Genomic DNA, 23,947 nt, shown 5'->3' on the forward strand with positions numbered 1-23,947 from the left:
ACCTCTTTTTTGACTGAAAAAGCTAAAAACTTAATTTTCAGACGACTCTGTCCTATTGCATTAAGGCAGGCATAAGCAGTGTGATCAAAGGGAACTCTTGTCCATTTTCAAACTTCAACTTCCCATCCGAGATTTGTGCTTTCAGCTCATAGCCGTTGTCTTTTTTCTCGATAAGCTCCATCACCATCAGCTCATCAACACTTTCTTGAACGAATGGGTAGAGATCCACCAGCTCATCCGAGAAGTACGTATTGAGCGAACCACTGGTTGCTGTCATCAACTTCATTGGGTCTTGGGTAATATTATCCGTTCCTTGAGGTACAGACAGTTGCCATTCGTTACGGAACTTACCTTCACCAAAAGCCAAAGACAATTGGTTTACGGAAAGATTGAAACCTTTGCTGAAGAGCGTATCAATATGTGGCAAAAGCTTTTGAGTTTCTTTTTCACCTAAATCTGGTGAGCTCTGATAAATCGACATGATCTCATTAAACGATTTGCTGTCTACATCGCCAACAGCAAAGTCCAGCTTAAAGTTGTCAACATCAGTTCCGTCCGTCAAACGCATTTGCTTTGCATCCAACACGAGCTTTGTGCTGAGCTTATCACCCGCTTCGTTTAGAGAGGTATTGCCACTGTAGCTTGCATTCTCAATCAGGAAAACAGGGGCAAGTTGCTCATCAACGATATCCAGCTTTTGTAGTGTGAAAGACTGTTCACCTAACCAATAGCCTTTTGCTTGCTTACCTTTCCCTTTGCCTGTCAATTCCGTTAGGTGAATCTCTTCACCGTTTTCAAAGTCGATTTGTATCGACGGGATAGACAGCTGATAGTTCAAATCACCGAGCACCGTTGCACTGCCTTTCACTTGGGCAGGGCTTGATGAAAGATGCATGCCTTGGGCTTCGTTTTGGTAATTCCAGCTAGCCAGATCAAGCGTGAAGTCAGTATTACCATTCAGTTGCATTTGACTGTGCATTGTCAGCGGTAAGAAATCCGCATCAACCAATTTAGAGTCAGCACTTAAGCTCGTTAAGCCATGAGTCACATCGCTGGTCACATCGAATGCGGTAGGTAAACCCTCACGTTCAAGTTGCACTTTGATTTCTGGATCTTGAACTGTGTAACGCATTAAGACAACCGAAGATAGATAACCGCGGTCGTATTCCACGACCTCCCCCCTAACCATCTCATCGTCCATATTTGCAATGCCCTTTTCAATGAGGGATTGGCCGATCTGACCAACCGCTAGCGGCCAGCATAGTGCAAGAGAAATAGCGCCACCGATGGCACCGATTTTTTTTAGATTTTCCATAACGTCACTTATTGAGTATTTGTGCTCAGTCTAACCCAAACCCAAAGAGGATAATACATTGAAATATTTCAGACTGTTGATGGCTATTTTAGTTCATTTATCCCGATACCATACCCCACTCTCAACCCTATCTTTATTTAACGATATTTTGTTGGTAGCAAGTTTTTAAAGAAGATCAAAATGTGGTAAACCGTGGCATTTTATAGCGCTCTAACGATACTTCAGTGCACGTAATAATAGATAAATAAGTTTAGAGGGATGTCCAATATAAAGACAAAAGAGGTGCAAAATCGTCCTCAACGTAACACTTTTTTGCTTTAACACCACACAACCACCTTATTTGACAAAACATCCGCATATTTTTGTTGGTCGTCACCTTGGTTTTTATTATGATGTCTGGCAAATCAGATTTCAGTTCAAGTGGTTACTTGGATCCATGACACTACAAGACAAGGTTTATCGTTAGTTATGCGTAAAACACTATTAGCCGTTGGCCTTTTGCTGGCATCTAGCCAAGCTCTAGCTGCGAACGACAGCAACACTCCTGCAACACTGAGCAACTTTAGCTACGACTACATGGAAGCTCGCATTGGTGCAAGCCCAGTAACATTCGGTGCTGGCTTTAGCAAATCCATCCACCCAAACGCGCACGTTATTGCACGTATCGATTCTGAATTCGATGGTGATTTCGACTCAGCTGCTGGTTTTGGTTTCCATTCTCCACTCAACAACTGGGCAGACCTTACCGGTGAAATGCTAATGCGTGTTGTGCAGCCAACACACTCAGACGACACAGACGTGGGCATGGAACTGAACCTTGGTGTACGTCAGTGGCTAGGTCCTCAACTAGAGGTAGGAGGTACCGCAGGTTACGTATCTATCGATAATGATGATGACTGGGTTGGATCGGTTTACGCTCGTTTCCATTCTACAGAGCTATTCTCTTTGGGGGCAGAAGCGCGTATTAACGACTTCTACGGTGACCAAGTTATGCTCACGACTCGCTTTAAGTTCTAATGCCAAAGCTCGTAAACAACGGGCCACTCTAGCTTGCTGATCACTTTATCAGAAGCAAAAACACAAAACCGAAGCATCTGCCTTCGGTTTTTTTATGAATAAACTCATTTGTCGAAATACCTAACGCAATAGAAATGGTCAACACCACTGGTTACTCTATCAGGTGACTTACTCACACATCGCCAATAACTGTTTTCTGCGTGGTTCTTGAATCAACTTCCAGTGGATACCATCAATTGCACCAGCAAATTTCCACAGTAACTTGACGTCAACATCACTCCCATAGGCAGTTCTTACTTTTTTGAAGACCGCGACTGGCCCGAGTTCCAAGAAAGTATCTACGTCTTCAATACCTGCCTTTTTGACCATACGCTCCAGCGTTAACTGCATGTTCGGTAGATCACGTATACGTCGACTAGCTAAAGACTTATGATGCTCTCGTTCATTGATAGAACAATGAATCGATTTCTGTAGCAACTCACCCAGACCCGCAAAACCTGAATCGAACAGATCAGTTACATCGTAGTAGTTTACCGTTGCCGTTGTTTGCTTTTTGACGTGCTTATATTTTACACAGTTCAGATGAGTAAACTCATCATCAAGCTCTTTGCCACCGCGTAAATAGCAACTGTCGTTGCTAACCAGCGCAAACATTGCATCTCTGCTGAATAATCCGATGCCTCCAAACATCGAACGTTTTTGATACTCACTAAAATTGCTCACATAGTTAAAAAAAGCGTGGTCTGTCATATCCATGACCTCTTTAATTGGAATAAGTTACCCCGATTAATGAAAATCACCAGATAAACAGCAGCTTGAAGCGAATTAAAAATTGAAGATGTGTTGGAGTATTTTTTTAAATCCTTACTTCCAACTGTTTTCATCATACTTAACGATGAAAAATAAGTTAAGATCCATGTCACATATGCCAAGCCATTAATCCCGCATATGTGAACAATTTCACATTTAAACTCTCTGAAATGATGTTTTTTTGACAATAGCACCGCCAAAAATCAAGCACCCTGACGATGAAAACGGCAATTGTGAGTACGAGATATGGATTTAATTGATAACGGGTAATCTGTGAGGGTAAACTGTAGGAAAGTTCTCAAGAACAGCGTCGTAATGGAACATCTATCATTTTTTTGGCTACCTAATAACAAAGATAAACTTATAAAAGCACTCGAGTCTGAGTTTGCTTACCTGGTAGAGCAGTCTATTTCTACGGGTAAAATCTCCCTTCCTCCGATCCCTGATGTCGTACTGAAAATTCAACGGCTTTGTACTGAGGAGCACACGAATATCGTAGACGTTGCCAATGCGCTCTTAGAAGATCCAGGTCTTGCTGCCGTGGTCGTACGCGTCGCTAATTCTGTTGTATTTAATCGTCGTAACATCACTTGTAATGACTTAGCAACAGCGGTGTCCCGACTTGGTATTCTTAGAGTAAGAGACATAGTCACTGCTCAATCGATTGAACAACTAAAAAACTCAGTCAATTTATTGGAAGAATGCAATAACATCTTAGTTAAGAGCGCAGCTGTTTCTCGCGAGCTTGGTGCGACCATGTTGTTAGTCGTTCAAGAGTTTCGTAAGCACGAGCCCGCAACTTATGAACACTTGGAACAAGAAAAGGCATTGTTGGTTGGCTTATTAGCTGACATCGGCTTGTTTTGCTTAATAAACGAGTACCATTTTTATCTTGATCGCGGCAATTATCTAGATTCAGATATCGCACTGCAGATATTCCAAACTCGTTGCTCAGCAACAAGCAAACTGGTACTCGAAAAATGGGGCTTTGATAACGACTTTCGTGAGGTTTCATCTAACGAAAAGTTCGAGATATCACGACCTGAAGTAAGCTACCTTGATATCGCACGTATCGCGAATCACCTCTTAATGTTCCGTAATCAGGATGAACGTATTGAAGATCACGAGGTTGAATTCAATCTAACAGGCGCAGAGGTCTTGTACGACCTCAGCAATATGAGCGATACTGACTTCCAAAGTGAAATTAAGCAGGTTCTTACTGCAAGCGGCCTCTAATTTCTGATGCATCCACATTCAGCCGTGCAATCGTCCAGTTACGGTTCTGATTTGCTTTTCATGGCTGAAACCTCAGAAAGGAGTCATTGTGTATTATGCTTTCAGGCATGCTATTTATCTTCGCACCATTGGTGGTAGGCTATTTAATTCCAGTTTCTCACACTTTACTGCTAGAGAAAATCAATAAGTCGACTTCATACCTTATTTACATCATCCTTTCCCTTATGGGTTTAAGCTTGGCTGCACTAGATAACCTCGGCAATAATCTACAAACTATCCTTCTCTACGCGGGCACGTTCTTTGTTTGTTTAAGCACTGCCAATCTCGTGGCACTGCCACTCATCGATAAACTACTGCCTATGCAGACCGACCAGGACAAAAAAAGGCTCCCTCTCTCATCAATGCTACTAGAGTCGATTAAGCTGGTGCTTATTGTTGGAGGCGGCTTGATTGCGGGATTAGTTATCCCTATTGGACTTTCTTGGGTAGACACTGCAAGCGAATGGATTCTGTTTCTATTACTGTTTTTTATTGGTATTCAATTGCGCAATAGTGGTTTGACACTTCGGCAAATCCTCTTAAACAAGCAAGGTATCATGATCGCTTCAGTGGTCATTGTGACGTGCATGATTGGTGGAGTCGTTGCCAGTCTGATTCTTGACTTACCGCTCTATCAAGCCCTAGCGATGTCATCGGGATTTGGCTGGTACTCTCTGGCAGGCATTTTGATGGGCGATACATTCGGGCCAGTCTTCGGCGGAGCCTCCTTTTTGATCGAATTAATGCGCGAGCTCGTCGCACTGGTTGCGATTCCCTTGTTGATACGTCATTACCCTTCAACAGCAATTGGCTACTCGGGCGCAACAGCAATGGATTTTACCCTGCCAGTGATTCAAACCACTGGCGGCATTCGATGTGTGCCAATTGCGATTGTCAGCGGCTTTATTTTAAGCTTATTAGTTCCTGTAATGATGCTTTTCTTTGTATCTCTTGCTAGCTAGATCTCAGGAATCTTCTTTAACATCTATTACAATATGACAAAATTTCAATTACCTACGTGACCTTAAAGTACTCCATTTATAAGTAATTTTTGGTTTATCGTTTGGTTACCGAGGCCTTTCGTGCTTTGGTTCGGTAATCAGTAACGGGCAAGGCACTATGCTCATTAAGGTTACAAACAAAAGGAATAACAATGAAACGCTTTGTCGTCGCAGCACTCCTTGCTACAAGCTCGACTCTCACTCTTGCTGCCGATCAAGAATGTCTTGTAAACAAATATGACGGTTATATCGATGCCTCTTTGCAATGGTATCAGGACCTTGTTGACCTTACCGTCACCCAGTACCCTGATTTGAAAGAAGTTGGTCAGTGGTTCTTAGAAGGCCGCAAACACCACTTCGAACTCAACCGTGAAGCTGTGCATTATTTCTTGAAGAATGATGCCAGCCGTATAGCAACTGAACAAACTGTTGAAGCGTGGTTGCAACTAGAGCAACAAGATGTGAAACAACTTGCTAAGCGCAGTGATGAACTGGGTCAAGCGGCGAAAAAGACGTTTAGCGACCGTCAATCGGCAAACCACCCTAAAAACTATGACCTTCGCTCTGCATTTGCTGACTTACTAAGTCACCCAAAACAGATCGAATCTGCACTTAATAAGTATAACCAACAAATTGCTGTTGTTGAGAAGCAGAAGTGTGGATAAATCCCGACCAAAGTTTCATTTTAACAATATGGGTTTCAATAATTAAAACGGGACATCGCTCCCGTTTTGGTTTAAATTGTGCCGCTCGCATTACCAAAATAACTACAAAGATTCTTTGCTATGGTTAAGGAACAAAAAACCGCTGACGTTAGCCTCGAGAGCTTGTTAAAGATCTTCACGATTCCTGAAGGTCCGGATTCGACGTTGACAAAAATCGACGAAAGCCTCTCCCGAAACTTGAATCAATTTCTTCGTGAGCACATCGTGGCAGAAGAAAAGCCTTTACATGAGATAGAGAAAGATTTTTCTTCTGCTCAGATCCCTGAGCAACCTGAGTTCGTGTCAGACCACACTGAACACCTTCTTGATACCTTAGTCTCCCACTCAGTTCACACCTCTGCACCAAGCTTTATTGGGCACATGACTTCTGCACTACCGTATTTCTTAATGCCACTGTCGAAGATCATGATTGCCTTGAACCAAAACTTGGTAAAAATTGAAACTTCAAAAGCATTTACACCACTTGAGCGCCAAGTTCTTGGAATGTTGCACCGCCTTATCTATGGACAAGATGACAAGTACTACGCTGAGTGGATGCATAGCGCGAAACATTCTCTCGGTGCGTTCTGCTCTGGCGGTACAATTGCCAATATTACTGCTCTTTGGGTTGCGCGTAACAAAGCGCTGAGAGCAGACGGTCCATTCAAAGGCGTAGAAAAAGAAGGTCTATTCAAAGCCATGAAGCATTACGGCTATGAAGGACTTGCAATTTTGGTGTCAGAACGCGGTCACTACTCACTAAAAAAAGCAGCCGATGTACTTGGCATTGGTCAAGAAGGTTTGGTTGCTGTAAAAACAGATGCGAATAACCGCATCATAGTTAGCGACCTCAAAGTAAAAATCGCGGAGCTTGAAGCGCAAAACATCAAACCTATCGCTGTCGTTGGTGTTGCAGGCACAACCGAGACCGGTAGTGTTGATCCTCTTGCTCAAATCGCCGAAGTATGTAGTGAACGACATTGCCACTTTCACGTGGATGCAGCATGGGGCGGCGCTACTCTGATGTCGAATAATCATCGTTACCTGCTTGACGGGATTGAGCTTGCCGATTCAGTGACCATTGATGCTCACAAACAACTTTACATCCCGATGGGCGCCGGCATGGTTCTTTTCAGAGATCCAGACGCGATGAAATCTGTCGAGCATCACGCACAATACATTCTGCGTGAGGGCTCAAAAGACTTGGGCAGCCACACACTGGAAGGCTCGCGCTCAGGCATGGCGATGCTGGTTTACGCAGCAATGCATATCATCAGCCGCCCTGGCTATGAATTGCTTATCGATCAAAGTATTGCCAAAGCCCGTTACTTCGCTGACCTTATCAACCAGCAGGATGACTTCGAGTTAGTCTCTGAGCCTGAGCTTTGTCTACTGACTTACCGTTATTTACCCACTCACATACGCGCAGCGCTAGAAAAAGCGCAAGGCACTCAGAAAGAGAAATTGAACGAGTCGTTAAACCAACTCACTCAGTTTATTCAGAAGCGCCAACGTGAAACGGGTAAATCATTCGTCTCTCGTACTCGGCTGAATCCAGACCAATGGCAACGTATGAACACCATCGTTTTCCGAGTTGTTTTGGCCAACCCTCTGACTACTAAGGATATCCTATCTGCTGTTCTGGAAGAGCAGCGCGAAATCGCTCTGCAAGCACCGATTTTAATGGCAAAAATTGAAGAAATGGTCCATGTCATTCTTAATTCATAATCGACAATATGAGTGACAATTAATTGAAAATTTCTTTCGTTTTGATGTAATTCACATGTCATTATTCTGCCCCAAGAACGATAAAATAACGAACCCACATCCGATTCTGTAGTTTTTACAACATTTTGTTTGAGGCTTGTCAAATTCTCACGAAATAGTAACTGTATTTGGTTTAGCCAGATTGAGGATCGGGTTTATACTGATTTTATGGCGCTGGTAGCTTTCGTTAACGTTGATCTATACAGTGAAACCCTGAGGTTTCTGCTCGTTAACAGAGCCAGCGAGTTGTTCTCTATACCCTTGTGAACACTATGAATACATTAGAAAAAATTCAAAAAAATCTTGAAAATTTTAGTAAGTCAGAACGCAAAGTTGCAGAAGTAATTATGGCGTCCCCACAGACTGCAATTCATTCAAGCATTGCGACGTTAGCTAAGATGGCAGACGTGAGCGAACCGACGGTAAACCGATTCTGTCGTCGTCTGGATACCAAAGGTTTCCCAGACTTTAAACTTCATCTTGCACAAAGCCTTGCCAATGGCACACCATATGTTAACCGCAACGTGGAAGAAGACGACGGTCCTGATGCCTACACCCACAAAATTTTTGAATCGACAATGGCGTGTTTAGATGTCGCAAAAAACAGCCTTGATGCAATGCAAGTCAACCGCGCGGTTGATCTTCTGACTCAAGCAAAGCGTATCTCATTCTTCGGTTTAGGCGCTTCATCTTCAGTAGCCCGTGATGCTCAAAACAAGTTTATCCGTTTTAACATTCCGATTACCTGTTTTGAAGACATAGTAATGCAACGTATGAGCTGCATTAACTGCAGTGATAACGACGTTGTGGTACTCATTTCTCATACCGGTCGTACTAAGAGCCAAGTTGAGATTGCGAACCTTGCACGTGAAAATGGTGCAACGGTTATCGCCATTACAGCAAAAGATTCACCGCTGGAAAAAGCAAGTTCTCTCGCCATCACGTTAGATGTACCAGAAGATACTGACGTATACATGCCTATGGCAAGTCGTGTGGTACAAATGACGGTCATCGATGTACTGGCAACTGGCTTTACGCTGCGCCGAGGCACTGGTTTTCGTGAAAACCTGAAAAGAGTGAAAGACGCACTAAAAGATAGCCGATACGACAAGCTTAATCAGTACTAAAGCATAAATAAAGGTGGGTTCATAAGGACGTAAGCCTAGTACCCGATTAGTATTTACACGATAGCTTTCACCTATCAAGCCAAGAGTTAATTGCTACTTTATTTCCGTAACTGGATCGGGCATAGTTACCGCAAAAGATGAAAGCATGCACCGACAGCGTCTCTGTGTATGCTTTTTACAAGAAGAGATTTTAGGAGAAATCAGATTATGTTCGTAGTTATCTTTGGTCGTCCAGCTTGTCCTTTCTGTGTTCGTGCAAAAGAACACGCAGAAACGCTAAAAGCAAAACGTGATGACTTCAACTACCGTTACGTTGACATCCACGCTGAAGGCATTTCTAAAGCTGACCTTGAGAAAACCGTCGGTAAGCCAGTAGAAACGGTTCCTCAAATTTTTATCGATCAGGACCACATTGGCGGTTGCGATGAATTTGAAGCTTACGCGAAAGAGCACCTAGGTCTGTTTGACGAGTAATCTAAATAATTTATTGTTTAAAAGCCGCTATTTTTTGCGGCTTTTTTATTATTAACCAAAATAAAAATACCCCTACGTTAAGTAATAGTAAAACTTAAAAAAATTCACTTATCTTTTTTTTATATTTAGTTACAATTCAAGGCTCTTATAAATTTTATTTGGCACACACCTTATCGAGCCACCCAGTGAATATAGACGTCGTACACCTTCTCGAACAAAACCCTATTCTTCTAATTTTCGTTGTATTAGCGATTGGCCTTGCGATTGGTAAGATTCGCTTTGGAAGCCTACAACTAGGTAACTCTATTGGCGTTCTCATCACTTCTCTTGTTATGGGTCACCTTGGCTTTTCTTTCAATGCAGAAGCGCTAACTATCGGCTTTATGCTGTTTATTTACTGTGTCGGTATTGAAGCAGGCCCCAACTTTTTCGGTATCTTTTTCCGAGACGGCAAGCACTACTTTATTTTGAGTATGACTGTTTTGGTTTCCGCAGTTGCCCTCACCTATTTTTGTAGCCACTATATGGGCCTTGATTTTGGTTTATCTGCCGGCATGATGGCAGGTGCCCTGACGGCAACACCTGTTCTGGTGGGTGCGCAAGATGCATTAAACTCCGGCCTTGCGACTATCCCACGTAATATGGATTTTTCGCTGGTATTAGAAAATCTATCGGTCGGCTATGCGATGGCTTATTTGGTGGGCCTGATCAGCATGATCATGTTTGCCAAGCTACTACCCAAGCTGCAAAAGCAAAACCTCTCCGATTCTGCTCAGCAAATCGCACAAGAGCGTGGGTTAGGTAACTCTAGTCAACGTAAGGTTTATTTGCCAATCATCCGTGCATACCGCGTTGGCCCTGAGCTGATTGATTGGACCGATGGAAAGAACCTTCGTGAGTTGGGCATTTACCGCCAAACTGGTTGTTACATAGAACGTATTCGTCGTAACGGCATTCTGGCCCATCCAGATGGCGATGCAATCCTGCAAGAAGGTGATGAAATCGCTTTGGTAGGTTTCCCAGATAGCCACGCGCGTCTTGACCCAAGCTTTCGTAACGGTAAAGAAGTATTCGATCGTAACCTACTTGACCTGCGAATCGTTGAAGAAGAGATCGTGGTAAAGAGCGATGCGATTGCTGGTAAGCGCCTGTCCGATCTGAACTTATCTGAGTTCGGCTGCTTCTTAAACCGCGTTGTGCGTGCTCAAATTGAAATGCCAATGGACTTGGATATTGTCCTTGCTAAAGGTGATGTGCTTCAGGTGAGCGGTGAAAAAAGCCGTGTTCATGGTCTTGCAGAGAAAATCGGTTTCATCTCGATCCACAGCCAAATGGCAGATTTACTGGCGTTCTGTAGTTTCTTTATTCTGGGCATTATGTTCGGCTTGGTGACCATGTCGTTTGGTCAAGTATCATTCAGCCTAGGCAACGCAGTCGGTCTATTGCTCTCTGGTATAACTTTGGGCTTCCTTCGAGCAAACCACCCTACTTTTGGATATGTACCACAGGGTGCATTAAACATGGTCAAAGACTTAGGTTTGATGTTCTTTATGGTTGGCATCGGCTTAAGTGCTGGTGGTAAGATTTTTGAACACCTTTCACAAGTTGGGCCACAGATCATTGGTTTGGCATTTATCGTCAGTGTATTACCTGTCGTACTCGCATACCTAGTTGGTGCCTACGTGCTTAAGATGAACCGTGCCCTGCTCTTTGGTGCCATCATTGGTGCTCGCACATGCGCGCCAGCAATGGACATAGTGAACGAATACGCCAAATCAACGATCCCTGCATTGGGTTATGCTGGTACATACGCAATTGCCAATATCTTGATGACACTGGCTGGTACTATCTTGATCATTCTAAGTTGATACCCTTCAATCGGCATTGTTGGTTCTAGTGTTGATTACCACTTAACTTGAAGATACAAAAAAGGCGCTCAATGAGCGCCTTTTGTCATTCCGTAAGAAACGATTAAATTTGAGTAAAATCTGTCTCTACTTCAGGGTTAACATCTGCTTCATAGTCAACACCATCAATACCGAAGCCAAATAGCTTCAAGAACTCTTCTTTATACTCAACGTAGTCAGTGAGCTCTTTTAGGTTTTCAGATGTGATTTGTGGCCATAGATCGCGACAGTGCTGCTGGATATCTTCACGGAGTTCCCAGTCATCCAGACGCAGACGATTCACTTCATCGACTTCTGCAGCGCTGCCGTCTTCCTTGTACAGACGTTGGCTAAACATGCGGAAGATCTGCTCCATACAGCCTTCGTGTACGCCTTCAGCACGCATTTTTTTGAATACCATTGCGATATATAGCGGCATGACAGGAATGGCTGAGCTAGCTTGCGTCACAACCGACTTAAGTACCGCTACGTTAGCGCTACCACCGTTGGCAGATAGTTTTTCATTAAGCGCTGCTGATGCACGGTCTAAGTCCATTTTCGCTTTACCCAGTGCTCCCTCCCAGTATATCGGCCAAGTTAGCTCAGTACCGATATAGCTGTAAGCAACTGTTTTACAGCCGTCAGCTAAAACGCCAGCGTCTGATAGTGCGTTAATCCACAGCTCCCAGTCTTCACCGCCCATAACGGTTACTGTATCTTGGATTTCTTGCTCTGTGGCAGGCTCTACGCTTGCTTCGATAATTAAGTCTTTGTTGGTATCAACAGCCGTCGCCGTATAAGTCTCACCGATAGGCTTAAGTGCTGAGCGGATCGTTTCACCCGTTTCTGGCATTTTACGCACAGGAGACGCCAGTGAGTAAACCACCATATCCACCTGACCAAGGTCTTCTTTGATCAAATCGATTGTTTTCTGTTTTGCTTCGTTTGAGAAAGCATCGCCGTTTAAGCTTTTTGCGTAAAGACCTTCTTCACGCGCCAACTTTTCGAAAGCGGCTGAGTTGTAAAAACCTGCTGTACCAGGCTTCTTCTCTGTGCCTTCTTTTTCAAAGAAAACACCGATAGTTGAAGCACCGCCACCAAATGCCGCAGCGATACGAGAAGATAGGCCATAGCCACTGGATGCACCTACAACAAGAACGCGTTTCGGTGCGTTCTTAATTGGGCCTTGTGCTTTGGTGTAAGCAATTTGTTCTTTTACGTTAGCTTCACAACCCACTGGGTGCGTAGTAGTACAGATAAATCCACGAATTCTAGGTTTGATGATCATATTCAACTTCCTTTAAAAAACGTTGCTAGGATAAAAGGTTCAGCCCTGCTTCGCACCTAATTTCTGTCAAAATTCAGAGAAAATGCAAGTGGTTGGATCACTCGACATAAGAGAGACTGCCTTGAACACAAAAAAGCACCTCGATTGAGGTGCTTTTATCAGTTTATACTCAAATGCTTTATGCTGCTGAATTCAGGTGCGATTTTTTCGTTGTCGCGTTGGTACGAACTTCTGAAAAATCGTGGCTAAAGTGGTCAACTTGAATGGCTTTGTAACGCAGTTTATCCGCCGCGATAATTTGTCCAACTTCTTGCTCTGTCAGTACCTTGGCTTCAAGTGCTTGATTCAGGCGATCATGTAATAGGCCTTTTCGCGCGACTTTACCATCTTTAGCCGCTTTCATAAGCTTACGCTCTAAAGGCTTCACATTGTACATCGCTAAGAACGCACGTTCCATTAAGCCTACACTGTCATCTTCTTTCTGCCCGATATAACATAGATGAGTCAGTCGGTCACGTTGAGCTCCTGGCGTCATCATCGCCTCTGCTAGGCTCACACATAGCTCGTCACTCGGTGCGTTAAAGTGATTCCCCAACGGGAACAATAAGCCTTTTAGAACGCCACCTACGTATTTCACTGGGAAGTTTGCATAAGCCTCATTGAGCGACTTGGAAGCATTGTATAAACAGTGCTGTACGGCATAATGAACAAAGTTCAAATCTCCTTGTTGACGGCCTTCATCTTCATACTTCTTCAGTGCTGCAGACGCCATGTACAAATAACTTAAGCCATCACCAAGGCGGGCAGAAATCATCTCTTTACGCTTCAAATCCCCACCTAGCGTCAGCATGGCGAAGTCTGCACTTACTGCCAAAGCTCGACTTAGGCGTGTGATGTCTTTGTAGTGCTGCTGCGTCGGACCACTCATATGCGCTTTCACAAATCGAGAACCTGTCAGTGCCGCACCCAACGCACCAAAGGTGTTACCCATTGCGTGTTTGATATGTTTGAATAGCAGATCATCGAACTGTTTCGCCCCCTCTTTCGAATCAGGGTTTGCCGCCGCTTCCATCTCTTTCAATACGTAAGGATGGCAACGCGTCGCGCCTTGACCAAAGATCATCAAGTTACGAGTCAGAATATTGGCTCCCTCGACTGTAATCGCGACTGGAACACCGAGATAATGTTTCGCTAGGTAGTTCATCGGACCATCTTGAATCGCACGCCCTGCATGAATATCGAAGGAATCATTGAGGATAGTACGAGCGATTTCGGTCATGTGGTATTTCGCAATCGCAGTCACAATGCCTGGCTTCTCCTTCATATCCAGAGACGTCGTCGTTAGCGTGCGCGTCGCTTCTAGCAGGTAAGTTAAACCGCCGATGCGCCCCATTGCCTCTGCCACACCTTCAAATTTACCAATCGACATACCAAACTGCTTACGAACGTACGCATAAGCGCCAGTTGTGCGAGTAGTCAGGTGACCAATCGCTGTACCTAATGCTGGAAGAGAAATACCTCGACCCGCAGATAAGCACTCCACCAACATACGCCAGCCTTTGCCAGCATATTCAGAGCCACCAATCAGCCAATCCATCGGAATAAACACCTGGTTACCACGTGTAGGACCATTCATAAAAGCAGAACCCAATGGGTCGTGGCGCTCACCAATCTCAACGCCTGCATGGTCGGCTGGGATCAGCGCACAAGTGATACCCAGATCTTTCTCATCACCAAGTAACCCATTAGGATCTTTAAGTTTGAACGCCAGACCAAGTACGGTTGCTACTGGTGCTAGAGTAATATAGCGCTTATTCCAGCTGACACGGATACCAAGCACCTCTTCCCCTTCGTGGGTGCCATAACACACCTCACCTTGATCAGGAATGCCCCCGGCATCGGAACCCGCTTCTGGTCCAGTTAGGGCGAAACAAGGGATGTCGGTACCATCGGCAAGGCGCGGTAGCCAATAATCTTTTTGTTCTTGTGTGCCGTAGTGTGAAAGCAGCTCACCTGGGCCGAGAGAGTTTGGCACCATAACAGACACTGCTGCACTGATACTTCGTGTTGCAATTCGAGATACGATGGTTGAGTTAGCCAGAGCAGAGAACTCAAGACCGCCGTATTCTTTTGAAATGATCAGTGAGAAGAAGCGCTTCTTGCGTAGGAACTCCCATACTTCTGGTGGAAGGTCGCGATCGTCTTTCACGATCTTTTGGTCATCAAGTATTTCTAGTAAGGACTCTAGCTCATTATCCATGAAAGATTGCTCTTCAGACGTTAGCACTGGTTTAGGATAATGATGCAGAGTGGTAAAGTTTGGCTTGCCCGAGAACAACTCAGCATCCCACCAAACGCTCCCCGCTTCCATTGCTTCCTTTTCAGTACTCGACAATGGAGGCAGTACTTTCTTAAACATATTAAATGCTGGGTCACTAATCCATTTTCTTCGTAGAGAGCTCATAGTTCATATCCTTTCGTTCACGTCACCGATAACGGCTTTCACTTATCTTTTATTATTACTTTACTGTGCTTTACTTGACCGACATGCCAGCCGACAAGTAGGGAATCAGTAGGTCGACGACAGACTTAACATCCACCTCTTTTTCAAACTTACTTTCTGCAATTTCTGTTAACGCTTGGCTTGAAGCCATAGTGAAAACACAAGTGCCTAATGTGAAGTGCAGTCGCCAGAACAGTTGTTCGGCTGTTAGTTCAGGGTTCGCCTTCATGATAGAGAACATGAATAAGTTCATCACTTCTTTGTACCTTGTACTGATAAACCCACGTAAATGACCTTGTACGTCGGTGTAACCTCGACCAATCAGTAACATAAACAAGGCAGTGCCATTTGGTCTAACATCATTCAGCGCTCGAAGAGGTAGACGCAACGATTCGAACACTTCATCCATGTTGTAGTTTTCACGCGCGTTTAACTCAATTAAGGATCTGTTAATGCTTGGCATGAGCGCTTCTAAGTACCTATCCAGAACGGCTCGTACCAAGGTTTTCTTGTCACCAAAATGATAGTTAACCGAAGCTAGGTTGACGTTTGCCTTACCAGTAATGGTACGTAGTGATGTGTCGTTGAAGCCGTATTCTGCAAACAGTCCTTCTGCTACATCGAGTATTTTTTCTTTTGTTGTAATTCTCGGGGCCATTTCAATCACTCGTATTAAACATCTGTTTGAAAATATACTCCTGAAACCTGCTGCTAACAAATGATTAACATCACACTTTAAAGCATTGGTCCGACCAGATGAAAAAGCTTTACCCTAAGAGGATGAATTTATTGTGGATATTTTTTACGAAAAAAAGACGAATAAAAAATGGAACTGTTTAGAATTGGCCCGGTCTGAATAACTGTAGCAACTTGAGTATTTAGAGTTTAACCACTGTTTGTTCATATCTCGTTGCCACACTGCTGCTTTTTCTTATTAACTCCTATGTTTGTATCCGCCCAGACATTTTTTGTCTGGGCTTTTTTTCCCCTATCATTTGCGTTTATCCCTCTTCTCTATATGAAAAGTATTGAATTCACTTAGGCAACCGAAAGATACAAAAAGGCCCCCCAAGTCGGGAGGCCTAAGTTCAATAATTCTTGATGAGGTTACGCTTTTTTCTCACTGGCAACTTCTGTTGCCGCTTTCTTCGGTAAAGAGAAGTGCAGTAGTGCGTAACCAATGATCGCCGCCGTTGTTGATCCCATTAGGATTCCCAAGCGAGCATAGGTATCAAACTCTGGACTTACGTTCGCAAACGCTAACGATGAAATGAAAATCGACATTGTAAAACCGATACCACACAGAACTGATACTGCGAAGATATGAACAAAGTTAATCCCCTGCGGCAGTTTTGCGATACCTAATTTCACCGCCACCCAACTAAATGAGAAAATACCCAGTGGCTTACCCACCAATAACCCAAACGCGATACCCAACGGTAGCATAGAAGTCAGACCCGACATGGATACACCTTCTAGTGAGATGCCTGCGTTTGCAAACGCAAACAGAGGGAGAATACCGAACGCTACGTAAGGATGCAGAGCGTGTTCCATGTGTTTCAGTGGAGAGTGTTCGCCTTTTTTGCCTTTTAATGGAATAGCAAAGCCTATCACTACACCTGCAAGTGTTGCGTGAACACCTGACTGCAGAACAGCGAACCAAAGGATCGCGCCGACAATCAGATAGGGCGTCAGCTTAGTGACCTCTTTGGCATTGAGCATGAACAACACACCTGTCATAACAAAGCCAACAAGCAATGCCATCGTAGATAAATCACCTGTGTAAAACAACGCGATGATCACAACGACACCAAGGTCATCAATAATGGCCAATGCTAACAGGAATACCTTCAAGCTAATTGGTACACGCTTGCCAAGCAGAGCCATGATGCCCAGAGCAAATGCAATGTCAGTCGCTGCAGGAATTGCCCAACCAGAGATAGCCTCAGCATCACTTGCGTTGAAAGCAACGTAGATAAGTGCAGGCGCCAACATACCACCTACAGCTGCGATGGCAGGAAAGATTGCCGTTTCTTTCGATTTCAAAGCACCTTCAAGTAGCTCACGCTTTACTTCTAGACCGATTAATAGAAAGAACACGGCCATCAAACCATCGTTGATCCAGTGGGACACTGACATACCAAATATGTAAGAGTGGAGAATCGCTTGATAACTTTCTCCAAGTGGTGAGTTTGCAATGGTCATAGCAATTGCGGCTGCAATTACAAGCAGAATACCGCCTGCGGATTCCATTTTAAAAAAGTCACGAATGACATCGTTCATGATTTCGCCCTTATATTTTATATTTATTATGTTAATAAACGAGTAGCAAAGAATGATGAGAGTTTAAAGCTGAAGAAAATATAAGAATAATCGCTTGTTTAGAGTTTAAACTTCGATTTTTCCGATGCTTCATTAACGAAACATCGTATTTTTCAACAAGAACATGTTTTTTAATAGACCTGCCTATCTCCTTACAAGCTCAATCTAGTTACATAGATTACTATTAAATTAGTGTAATATCCGATGAATTTTCGTGATTAACGTGCTGTTTTAACATGAAAATTGCATATTTAACTCTTACTGACCTCGCCAAGCTAGTTGTCTTTTTCGCTTTGTTTAATAGCCAGTGAGCTGCATAAACCCCCAAGCATCATTGGAACCGGACGCAAGTATCGGCCCCTCCCAATAAGGAACCACGAACGGTAACCACATGTCCGACTTTATGATCTTTGACATCAAATTTATGTCCTGTCCAGGGATCATAATATTCCATTGGAGGGGGACTCTTTTTCCGTTAGAGAGGTGAGTAACGTGCAAAGGCGTCATCTGAATGTCCTTATCGGTTAACGTTATCACTTTTCCCGAACGCGCAGATAACGTACCAAACAGACGCGGAGCCTGACCGTGATTACGGTAACGACTTACTGTAAGTGCTCGCCCATCATCAAGTCTAAATACAAAACGGTCCCAACCTTGACGACCTTCACCAATCAAACCACTTCCCCACTCCTTCTGCGTCCATCCTGAGCCAGAAACAGGGATCTTGCGATTATTGAGCGTCAATGTTCCTTCCACTTTCAGAAAAGGCGCACTGAAGCTGCGGGAGGTGATGGACTGGAGTGCATGCTTAAACTGAACCCTTGCATCACCGTTCACCACAAATGGACCATGAGTTGTCGTATTCAAATTAAGAGAAAAATCGTCAGTCGTGACATCCAAATTGCCCGGAAATGGTGTTGAGCCAAGTGCGCGCCATTTCCAGTTGTCAATCCACAAACGGAACGGACGATCGGTCATCCCCGCTTGGCCAATGCCACCTCGTGCAACACGCTGCTCTTTCCATACGTAAGAGCCATCACTGATCACGATATGAGAGATGAACAGGTACGGGTTTTGCCAGCCTCGAGATTCGCGCTTGTCCGTTGCTACACGAAAATAACTCCACTGGACGTTGTACACTTTCCCGCGTTGATCCTGAACCTTGGCAAAGTAATGCCACCACTCATGCTGGTCGTCTGGGTGAAAACGAAGATCATCAGGCAGTGATACCTGCACGCTAGGCGAGACCTTTTCGAGAACTGTCTTACTTTCTCGCATCATCGCGTGGGTTTCATTTTGCTCTTTCGCTGTTGCTTCAGCCCGTTGCATCCAATACAAGGATAACCCTGTAAAAGCCACAACAAAAATACACACCAATACAGAGAGAAATGATCGTTTTTTAAGGTTCATGTCTTTCACTAGAGCGCATCCCTTAATGACTTTATTGGCGTGCTTTTAATCATCCTAAACACTGGTAATGCCCCGGCAATCATAATCGCCAACATTGCCCACGCGATCGTTTTCGTGTATTCCCAAGGGATGACTTGCAGTTCCAACGACCAACCAAATGACTGCTTAATTACGACATCAACAATAAGATTTGCCAACGCTAAGCCTAGCGGTACTGCAATAATAGCGGATATCATACCAAAGGCGAAAAGCTGTAGGCCTCCTAGCATCACCAGTTCTTTACCCGAAACTCCCATACACCTCAGTAACGAAAAGTGTCGTTGACGAGAAAACTCACCCGCTAACGTTGCGAAGAACAGTCCAAAAACAGCGATAATCAAAGTGATGTTGCCTAACCTCCCTGCAATAGCAAAAGTACGGTCAAATACACGCATGGCTTGATCATAGATATTATTGCTGTCGAAGATTCTTTCCTGAGGCAAACGGAACACATTCTCTAGGCGACGCTTCAACCCCTCGTCGTCAATTTTATCCTTGACTAAAACGCCGAGACCAACATTGCCTGATCCTGCAAACGCGTTCAGCCAATTACGGTGCGACATCATAATTTGGTTATACGGATTGCCATAATCATAATAGACACCGACTACTTGCCACCCACCGTCTAATGGGGGCTCGAGGTCAATATTGTCGCCCGGTCGAATATCGAGCTTCAAGGCCATTGATTCACTGATCATCAAGCTCTTTGAGTGATGTAAATGGTACCAATAGTCAGGGACACCAAGCTTCACTGTAAGGGAATCTCGTTCTCCTTGTGAAGTTCCCGTGCTCACGACTTGCAGCGCACCACGTTCTGTTGGAACGTCTTTCTCCCATCGCCACCAAACAGCATCAACTTCAGGTTGCTCTTTTAACCAAGTACTCATTCGCGCTGATGAGTTGTTCGTTGGGTAGATATAAAGGTCGGCAGCTAGACGTTGGCTTAACCACTTGTCCGTTGTATCTCGAAAACTGCCAACCATGGTCTCTACACCGATGTTTGCTGCAAGTGCTAACATAAATGCCATCGTCGCTACACCACGGTAACTCATGCTCGCTGCCGCATCAGCGAAGAACCAGCGTACACGCACCCAACGCATTGTGTAGGATAAGATTTGGAACATATGCCACATCAAAAACGGCATAAACAAAGCGACGCTGACGAGCATCAAGGCAATAATCGCAAACCCAGTCTCTTGTGTTTTTGGCACTTGATAAACCGCGATGGCAGCCACACAGAATGCACAAGCTACAAGAGCTTGCCAAGAAAACTCACGTCCAGCAAAACGCATTAGAGATAAGCGAGAAGAGAGACGGATCGGCTGCGAATTCAACAGACGAACTAACGGCCACAAACACGAGATAAGGGCTCCCATCGCTGACATCACTAGGCTGTACATGCTCGATTCCCACGACCAACCAATCGTGAGGCCAACGTTCGCATCGTAGAGATCACTTAAGCTTGAGGAAACCGAGGGGATAAGCTCGTTTGCTAAAATAAGACCAAAGAAATTGCCACAAGCCCACGCTATCAACACAAGAATGGTAAGCTCAAACAACAAAGCTTGCACCAACTGTGCAGCGCTCACACCAGTTTGGCGTAATATGCCGACCAAACGCTGACGCTGAATAAACGACAATGACATTGCTTGATAAAAGATAAACAAGCCCACCAAGAAAGACAGCATGCCCATCGCCGTTAAGTTTATGTGAAATGCGTTTGTTAGCGACTCTAATTCAGTACGGCTATTGCGTACTAGGGTCATACCATTTGGTAACGTATTCTTGAGAGCCAGTATTTTCTCTTCTGACATTTCGCCACAAGCAATTGCTGATAAACCAGAACTGCGCTTGAGCGTGCGAATAAGAGAAATATCGGCAACCAAGCGAGTACCAGAGATCAAGTTATCTGAGTCGATTTTTAGTGGACCAAGTTTAACGCCATCGTTAAGTTCGATAACGTCACCATCACTCCACTGCATGTACGCGGCCAAATCTTGGCTAGCGAGAATAGGATAAGGTGGCCTCATCAAAGACAACATCGTTAAATCTTCAAGCGACTTACCTTGGTTTAAAGGCAGTAAGGCAACGGGATCTACGCCAACCAGCATCAACCTTAAATCGGTTTTCGTATCGAGGTGGAGAATGTCAAACGGGGCACATTGATTGAAACCAGCACGACGTAACTGGATGTAAAAACCTTGAGGGATTTTATTAGCAGAATGCTTGGTTCGGATACGGTAAGGTAGAGGATTAGAAAAAAGTTTCTCACCAGTTTCGTAGCTCTGTTTCGCGTGTTGATTAATGGAAGTAACGCCAACTAGGAGTGATACCCCCAGAGTTAAACCAAGCCAAACAAGAATAATTTGAAGTGGGTAGCGACGGTAGTGACCGAGTAGTGCCTTAACTACGGGCCATAACATGCAGCTGCCCTCCTTGTAGACGAATTTTACCATCCATATGCTCTGCTACTTTCTCACTGTGCGTCACTACCAGCAAAGTGCATTCTAACTGGCGAGACAAACTTGTAAGTAAGCGCATTACAGCTTCAGCGTTACGTTCATCCAAGCTGCCCGTCGGCTCGTCAGCTAACAGGATTTTCGGTTCCATATACAAAGCTCGAGCAATCGCAGCACGTTGCTGCTGGCCACCAGACACTTCCTCAGGGTAACGGCCTAGAAGTGGCATAAGATCAAGAGCCGATAGAATTTGACGCCATTGCTCTTTGTCATCTGGCAACCCTTTTAATTGGCGGCAGAAACGGATGTTATCTGCAATATTCAAGGTCGGCAGTAGGTTGAATTGCTGGAAGATATTACCAATATTATTGCGACGATACAGAGTTCTTAGATGATCTGATGCACTATGCATAGAGAAATTTGGGTATTGAATCTCACCAGAATCAGCGGTATCAAGACCTGCGATCAAGTTAAGCAAACTGCTTTTTCCCGATCCACTCTCTCCCATCAGTGCTATTTGTTCACCTTGTTGTAATGTTAATTCTGCCCCTTGCAGTACAGGATAAAATTCACCCCCGTCTACATAGCCTTTGCATAGGTTTGACAGTTTTAACATTGATTTTGCCGCTTAAATAGTATCTAGAAATTGGAATCAGAATCTACACTAAAATACTGTTGGTAGGAAGTATTTTGAATGGTTGATCACACTATAAGGGTGCAGGTGCGACCTGTCTCGTGACATGCTTCAACATTTAATCAATTTTTATCCAAATTATCTCCATGCATTGAAAGCATTCCTCTCACTTACGTAGAACGCACTGCTTTGAGAGACGTGTCATTTTACCCATAGCCGTTCACAACAATATCCTCTTGCCGAAAAGATCTTCAGCAAAAATAATCAATCGGCAAACGGAAAAGAGTATGATCCAGCAGGGTGAGTAATACCAAACTGTCTACAAAAATAACCTATCGGCATCAGTCATCAATTATGAGAACAAAGTCATACTCGTTATGTCGACAACTTATTGATAGAAGGGGGAAAGTGTCCCATGATAATACTCAGCGGTAATCATCCACCAGCAATTAAAAGGGTCAAGAATGAAAAAGGTGTTGGTACTTGGAGCTTCCGGATACATTGGTTCACAGCTTCTTCCACAACTGTTGGACAAAGGTTATATAGTCACAGCAGCGGCACGTCATATTGACTACCTAGAATCCAGAACTCAACCGCACCCTAATCTCACCCTAACGTATTTAGACTTAGCAGATACACTAGCAACGCTCAACGTGGTCAAGGATTTTGATTTGGTGTTCTTCCTTGTGCACGGTATGGCGCAAGGCCACGACTTTGTCGAGTATGAGTTAAACCTCGCCGAGAACTTCAAACAGGCGCTTGAGAAGAGTCACGTTCAACATGTGATTTACTTAAGTGCAATTCAGCCTCAAACTGGCAACTCCCAACACTTAGCAGCACGTAAAGAGACGGGTAATATAATTCGTCAAGCGGGTGTGCCTGTTACCGAGCTTAGGGCTGGTGTGATTATAGGCCCTGGATCTGCCGCTTTCGAAATTATGCGTGACTTCGTCTACAATCTCCCTATTTTGATAGCGCCTAAATGGGTGGACTCTAAAGCCAACCCGATTGCCCTTCCCAACCTCAATCACTACTTACTAGAATTAGCAGAAACACTCCCTACAGAAAATCAAATCTACGAGGTTGGTGGCCCTGATACATTAAGTTACCGCGAGCAATTTGAAGTCATTTGTAAGATAACTAAGAAACCCTATCGACTTTGGTCAACACCACTACTCACCCCAAAAATGGCATCGTACTGGTTGGCGATCGTGACGTCGGTTCCCACTAATATTGGGAAAGCGCTCCTTGCTGGTTTAGAACACGATTACGTTGCCGATACCAATGCAATTAACGAGCGATTCCCGCAAGCGCTCATTGGTTACGAGCAGTCCATCGCCGACACCATAGCAACAGAGGGAACGTTTGTACGCAGTAACGTTTGGGGATTCGAGCCTGCCGCACTCAAACGTTGGCAGCCGGGTTACGGATATTACCCAAAACGGGCTGGAGCAAGTATTAAAACACAAGCTTCTGCCACATCTCTTTGGAAAGTCGCGCAAAAGATTGGTAGCCAAGAAAAAGGTTATTATTATGCCAACATTCTTTGGCGCACCCGAGAGTGGCTGGATATCTTTTTTGGTGGCGGGAAGCCGAATCGAATTTCCCCTCCTGGTCCAGAACTTAAAGTGGGCGATTTTATTGATTCATGGAAAGTCATTCGCTGTGAAGAAAACCAGTTCCTCTCCCTATTTTTTGGTATGAAAGGGCCTGGGCTTGGTCGTTTGGAGCTGACGATTAAAGACGATGGTGAGGAGCGGGAGTTCGATATCACCGCGTGGTGGCATCCACAAGGTTTTCTCGGCTTACTCTACTGGTTTGTCATGATGCCGGCGCACCTGTTTATCTTCAAAGGCATGGTCAAGGCCATTGCGACAGAAGCTGAAGATCAGGAGGACAAACAAGACTAAACAAAA

18 protein-coding genes are annotated in these 23,947 nt (G+C 44.4%); 9 read left to right on the forward strand and 9 right to left on the reverse strand.

Features of this window, described 5'->3' with window-relative positions; all coding sequences use genetic code 11:
* Positions 1–52: 52 nt before the first annotated feature.
* Positions 53–1,315 (reverse strand): DUF945 family protein, encoded by a 1,263-nt coding sequence (locus AND4_RS04865; RefSeq protein ID WP_009841795.1) that lies wholly within the window; start codon positions 1,313–1,315, stop codon positions 53–55.
* 468 nt (positions 1,316–1,783) lie between these two features.
* On the opposite strand from AND4_RS04865, the gene AND4_RS04870 reads away from it, so the two are divergent.
* Positions 1,784–2,332 (forward strand): hypothetical protein, encoded by a 549-nt coding sequence (locus tag AND4_RS04870; RefSeq protein WP_009841796.1) that lies wholly within the window; start codon positions 1,784–1,786, stop codon positions 2,330–2,332.
* A 168-nt stretch (positions 2,333–2,500) separates the two neighbouring features.
* On the opposite strand, the gene AND4_RS04875 is transcribed toward AND4_RS04870, so the two are convergent.
* The gene (locus tag AND4_RS04875) at positions 2,501–3,088 is read right to left on the reverse strand and encodes a TfoX/Sxy family DNA transformation protein (protein ID WP_043991459.1); all 588 of its coding nucleotides are present in this window, start codon (positions 3,086–3,088) and stop codon (positions 2,501–2,503) included.
* A gap of 369 nt (positions 3,089–3,457) precedes the next feature.
* Here AND4_RS04875 and AND4_RS04880 point away from each other — a divergent pair, with 369 nt between their 5' ends.
* The 7 genes from AND4_RS04880 (at position 3,458) to AND4_RS04910 (ending at position 11,358) form a co-directional block, all read left to right on the forward strand.
* Positions 3,458–4,378: an HDOD domain-containing protein gene (locus tag AND4_RS04880; RefSeq protein ID WP_009841798.1), complete on the forward strand. Its 921-nt coding sequence runs from the start codon at positions 3,458–3,460 to the stop codon at positions 4,376–4,378.
* 95 nt (positions 4,379–4,473) lie between these two features.
* Positions 4,474–5,379 carry a lysine exporter LysO family protein gene (locus AND4_RS04885; RefSeq protein WP_009841799.1) on the forward strand — a complete coding sequence of 302 codons (906 nt, stop codon included), beginning with the start codon at positions 4,474–4,476 and terminating at the stop codon, positions 5,377–5,379.
* 191 nt (positions 5,380–5,570) lie between these two features.
* The gene (locus AND4_RS04890) at positions 5,571–6,083 is read left to right on the forward strand and encodes a hypothetical protein (protein WP_009841800.1); all 513 of its coding nucleotides are present in this window, start codon (positions 5,571–5,573) and stop codon (positions 6,081–6,083) included.
* A gap of 120 nt (positions 6,084–6,203) precedes the next feature.
* Complete coding sequence (panP, locus tag AND4_RS04895) at positions 6,204–7,850, forward strand: pyridoxal-dependent aspartate 1-decarboxylase PanP (RefSeq protein ID WP_009841801.1); 1,647 nt, start codon at positions 6,204–6,206, stop codon at positions 7,848–7,850.
* A 311-nt stretch (positions 7,851–8,161) separates the two neighbouring features.
* Positions 8,162–9,016, forward strand: coding sequence for a MurR/RpiR family transcriptional regulator (locus AND4_RS04900; RefSeq protein WP_009841802.1), 855 nt, complete (start codon positions 8,162–8,164; stop codon positions 9,014–9,016).
* A gap of 207 nt (positions 9,017–9,223) precedes the next feature.
* On the forward strand, positions 9,224–9,490 hold the full coding sequence (locus AND4_RS04905) for a GrxA family glutaredoxin (RefSeq protein ID WP_009841803.1): 267 nt from the start codon (positions 9,224–9,226) through the stop codon (positions 9,488–9,490).
* Positions 9,491–9,675: 185 nt separating this feature from the next.
* Positions 9,676–11,358 (forward strand): aspartate:alanine antiporter, encoded by a 1,683-nt coding sequence (locus AND4_RS04910; protein WP_009841804.1) that lies wholly within the window; start codon positions 9,676–9,678, stop codon positions 11,356–11,358.
* Between the two features lie 103 nt (positions 11,359–11,461).
* Here AND4_RS04910 and fabV read toward each other — a convergent pair whose 3' ends face one another.
* The 7 genes from fabV to AND4_RS04945 all read right to left on the reverse strand — a co-directional run bounded on the left by fabV (position 11,462) and on the right by AND4_RS04945 (position 22,013).
* Positions 11,462–12,664: an enoyl-ACP reductase FabV gene (gene fabV, locus AND4_RS04915; protein WP_009841805.1), complete on the reverse strand. Its 1,203-nt coding sequence runs from the start codon at positions 12,662–12,664 to the stop codon at positions 11,462–11,464.
* Positions 12,665–12,842: 178 nt separating this feature from the next.
* Entirely contained in the window at positions 12,843–15,128 is a 2,286-nt protein-coding gene (locus tag AND4_RS04920) for an acyl-CoA dehydrogenase (protein WP_009841806.1), read from the reverse strand.
* Positions 15,129–15,198: 70 nt separating this feature from the next.
* Positions 15,199–15,825, reverse strand: coding sequence for a TetR/AcrR family transcriptional regulator (locus tag AND4_RS04925; protein WP_009841807.1), 627 nt, complete (start codon positions 15,823–15,825; stop codon positions 15,199–15,201).
* A gap of 449 nt (positions 15,826–16,274) precedes the next feature.
* Entirely contained in the window at positions 16,275–17,450 is a 1,176-nt protein-coding gene (nhaA, locus tag AND4_RS04930; RefSeq protein ID WP_009841808.1) for a Na+/H+ antiporter NhaA, read from the reverse strand.
* 336 nt (positions 17,451–17,786) lie between these two features.
* The gene (locus AND4_RS04935; RefSeq protein ID WP_009841809.1) at positions 17,787–18,908 is read right to left on the reverse strand and encodes a lipocalin-like domain-containing protein; all 1,122 of its coding nucleotides are present in this window, start codon (positions 18,906–18,908) and stop codon (positions 17,787–17,789) included.
* The gene (locus tag AND4_RS04940; protein ID WP_009841810.1) at positions 18,908–21,361 is read right to left on the reverse strand and encodes an ABC transporter permease; all 2,454 of its coding nucleotides are present in this window, start codon (positions 21,359–21,361) and stop codon (positions 18,908–18,910) included. Before AND4_RS04940 ends, AND4_RS04935 begins: the two co-directional genes overlap by 1 nt.
* Complete coding sequence (locus AND4_RS04945) at positions 21,342–22,013, reverse strand: ABC transporter ATP-binding protein (protein WP_009841811.1); 672 nt, start codon at positions 22,011–22,013, stop codon at positions 21,342–21,344. Before AND4_RS04945 ends, AND4_RS04940 begins: the two co-directional genes overlap by 20 nt.
* Before the next feature lie 482 nt (positions 22,014–22,495).
* On the opposite strand from AND4_RS04945, the gene AND4_RS04950 reads away from it, so the two are divergent.
* Positions 22,496–23,941 (forward strand): DUF2867 domain-containing protein, encoded by a 1,446-nt coding sequence (locus tag AND4_RS04950; RefSeq protein ID WP_009841812.1) that lies wholly within the window; start codon positions 22,496–22,498, stop codon positions 23,939–23,941.
* The last annotated feature ends 6 nt before the right edge of the window (positions 23,942–23,947 follow it).

The organism is Vibrio sp. AND4 (genome assembly GCF_000171815.1).
Classification (GTDB): Bacteria; Pseudomonadota; Gammaproteobacteria; order Enterobacterales; family Vibrionaceae; genus Vibrio.

Excerpts from the sequence above, each read along its gene's own strand:
- AND4_RS04865 (WP_009841795.1), bottom strand. The coding sequence starts at position 1,315 with ATGGAAAATCTAAAAAAAATCGGTGCCATCGGTGGCGCTATTTCTCTT.
- AND4_RS04870 (WP_009841796.1), top strand. The coding sequence starts at position 1,784 with ATGCGTAAAACACTATTAGCCGTTGGCCTTTTGCTGGCATCTAGCCAA.
- AND4_RS04875 (WP_043991459.1), bottom strand. The coding sequence starts at position 3,088 with ATGGATATGACAGACCACGCTTTTTTTAACTATGTGAGCAATTTTAGT.
- AND4_RS04880 (WP_009841798.1), top strand. The coding sequence starts at position 3,458 with ATGGAACATCTATCATTTTTTTGGCTACCTAATAACAAAGATAAACTT.
- AND4_RS04885 (WP_009841799.1), top strand. The coding sequence starts at position 4,474 with ATGCTTTCAGGCATGCTATTTATCTTCGCACCATTGGTGGTAGGCTAT.
- AND4_RS04890 (WP_009841800.1), top strand. The coding sequence starts at position 5,571 with ATGAAACGCTTTGTCGTCGCAGCACTCCTTGCTACAAGCTCGACTCTC.
- panP (WP_009841801.1), top strand. The coding sequence starts at position 6,204 with ATGGTTAAGGAACAAAAAACCGCTGACGTTAGCCTCGAGAGCTTGTTA.
- AND4_RS04900 (WP_009841802.1), top strand. The coding sequence starts at position 8,162 with ATGAATACATTAGAAAAAATTCAAAAAAATCTTGAAAATTTTAGTAAG.
- AND4_RS04905 (WP_009841803.1), top strand. The coding sequence starts at position 9,224 with ATGTTCGTAGTTATCTTTGGTCGTCCAGCTTGTCCTTTCTGTGTTCGT.
- fabV (WP_009841805.1), bottom strand. The coding sequence starts at position 12,664 with ATGATCATCAAACCTAGAATTCGTGGATTTATCTGTACTACTACGCAC.
- AND4_RS04920 (WP_009841806.1), bottom strand. The coding sequence starts at position 15,128 with ATGAGCTCTCTACGAAGAAAATGGATTAGTGACCCAGCATTTAATATG.
- AND4_RS04925 (WP_009841807.1), bottom strand. The coding sequence starts at position 15,825 with ATGGCCCCGAGAATTACAACAAAAGAAAAAATACTCGATGTAGCAGAA.
- nhaA (WP_009841808.1), bottom strand. The coding sequence starts at position 17,450 with ATGAACGATGTCATTCGTGACTTTTTTAAAATGGAATCCGCAGGCGGT.
- AND4_RS04940 (WP_009841810.1), bottom strand. The coding sequence starts at position 21,361 with ATGTTATGGCCCGTAGTTAAGGCACTACTCGGTCACTACCGTCGCTAC.
- AND4_RS04945 (WP_009841811.1), bottom strand. The coding sequence starts at position 22,013 with ATGTTAAAACTGTCAAACCTATGCAAAGGCTATGTAGACGGGGGTGAA.
- AND4_RS04950 (WP_009841812.1), top strand. The coding sequence starts at position 22,496 with ATGAAAAAGGTGTTGGTACTTGGAGCTTCCGGATACATTGGTTCACAG.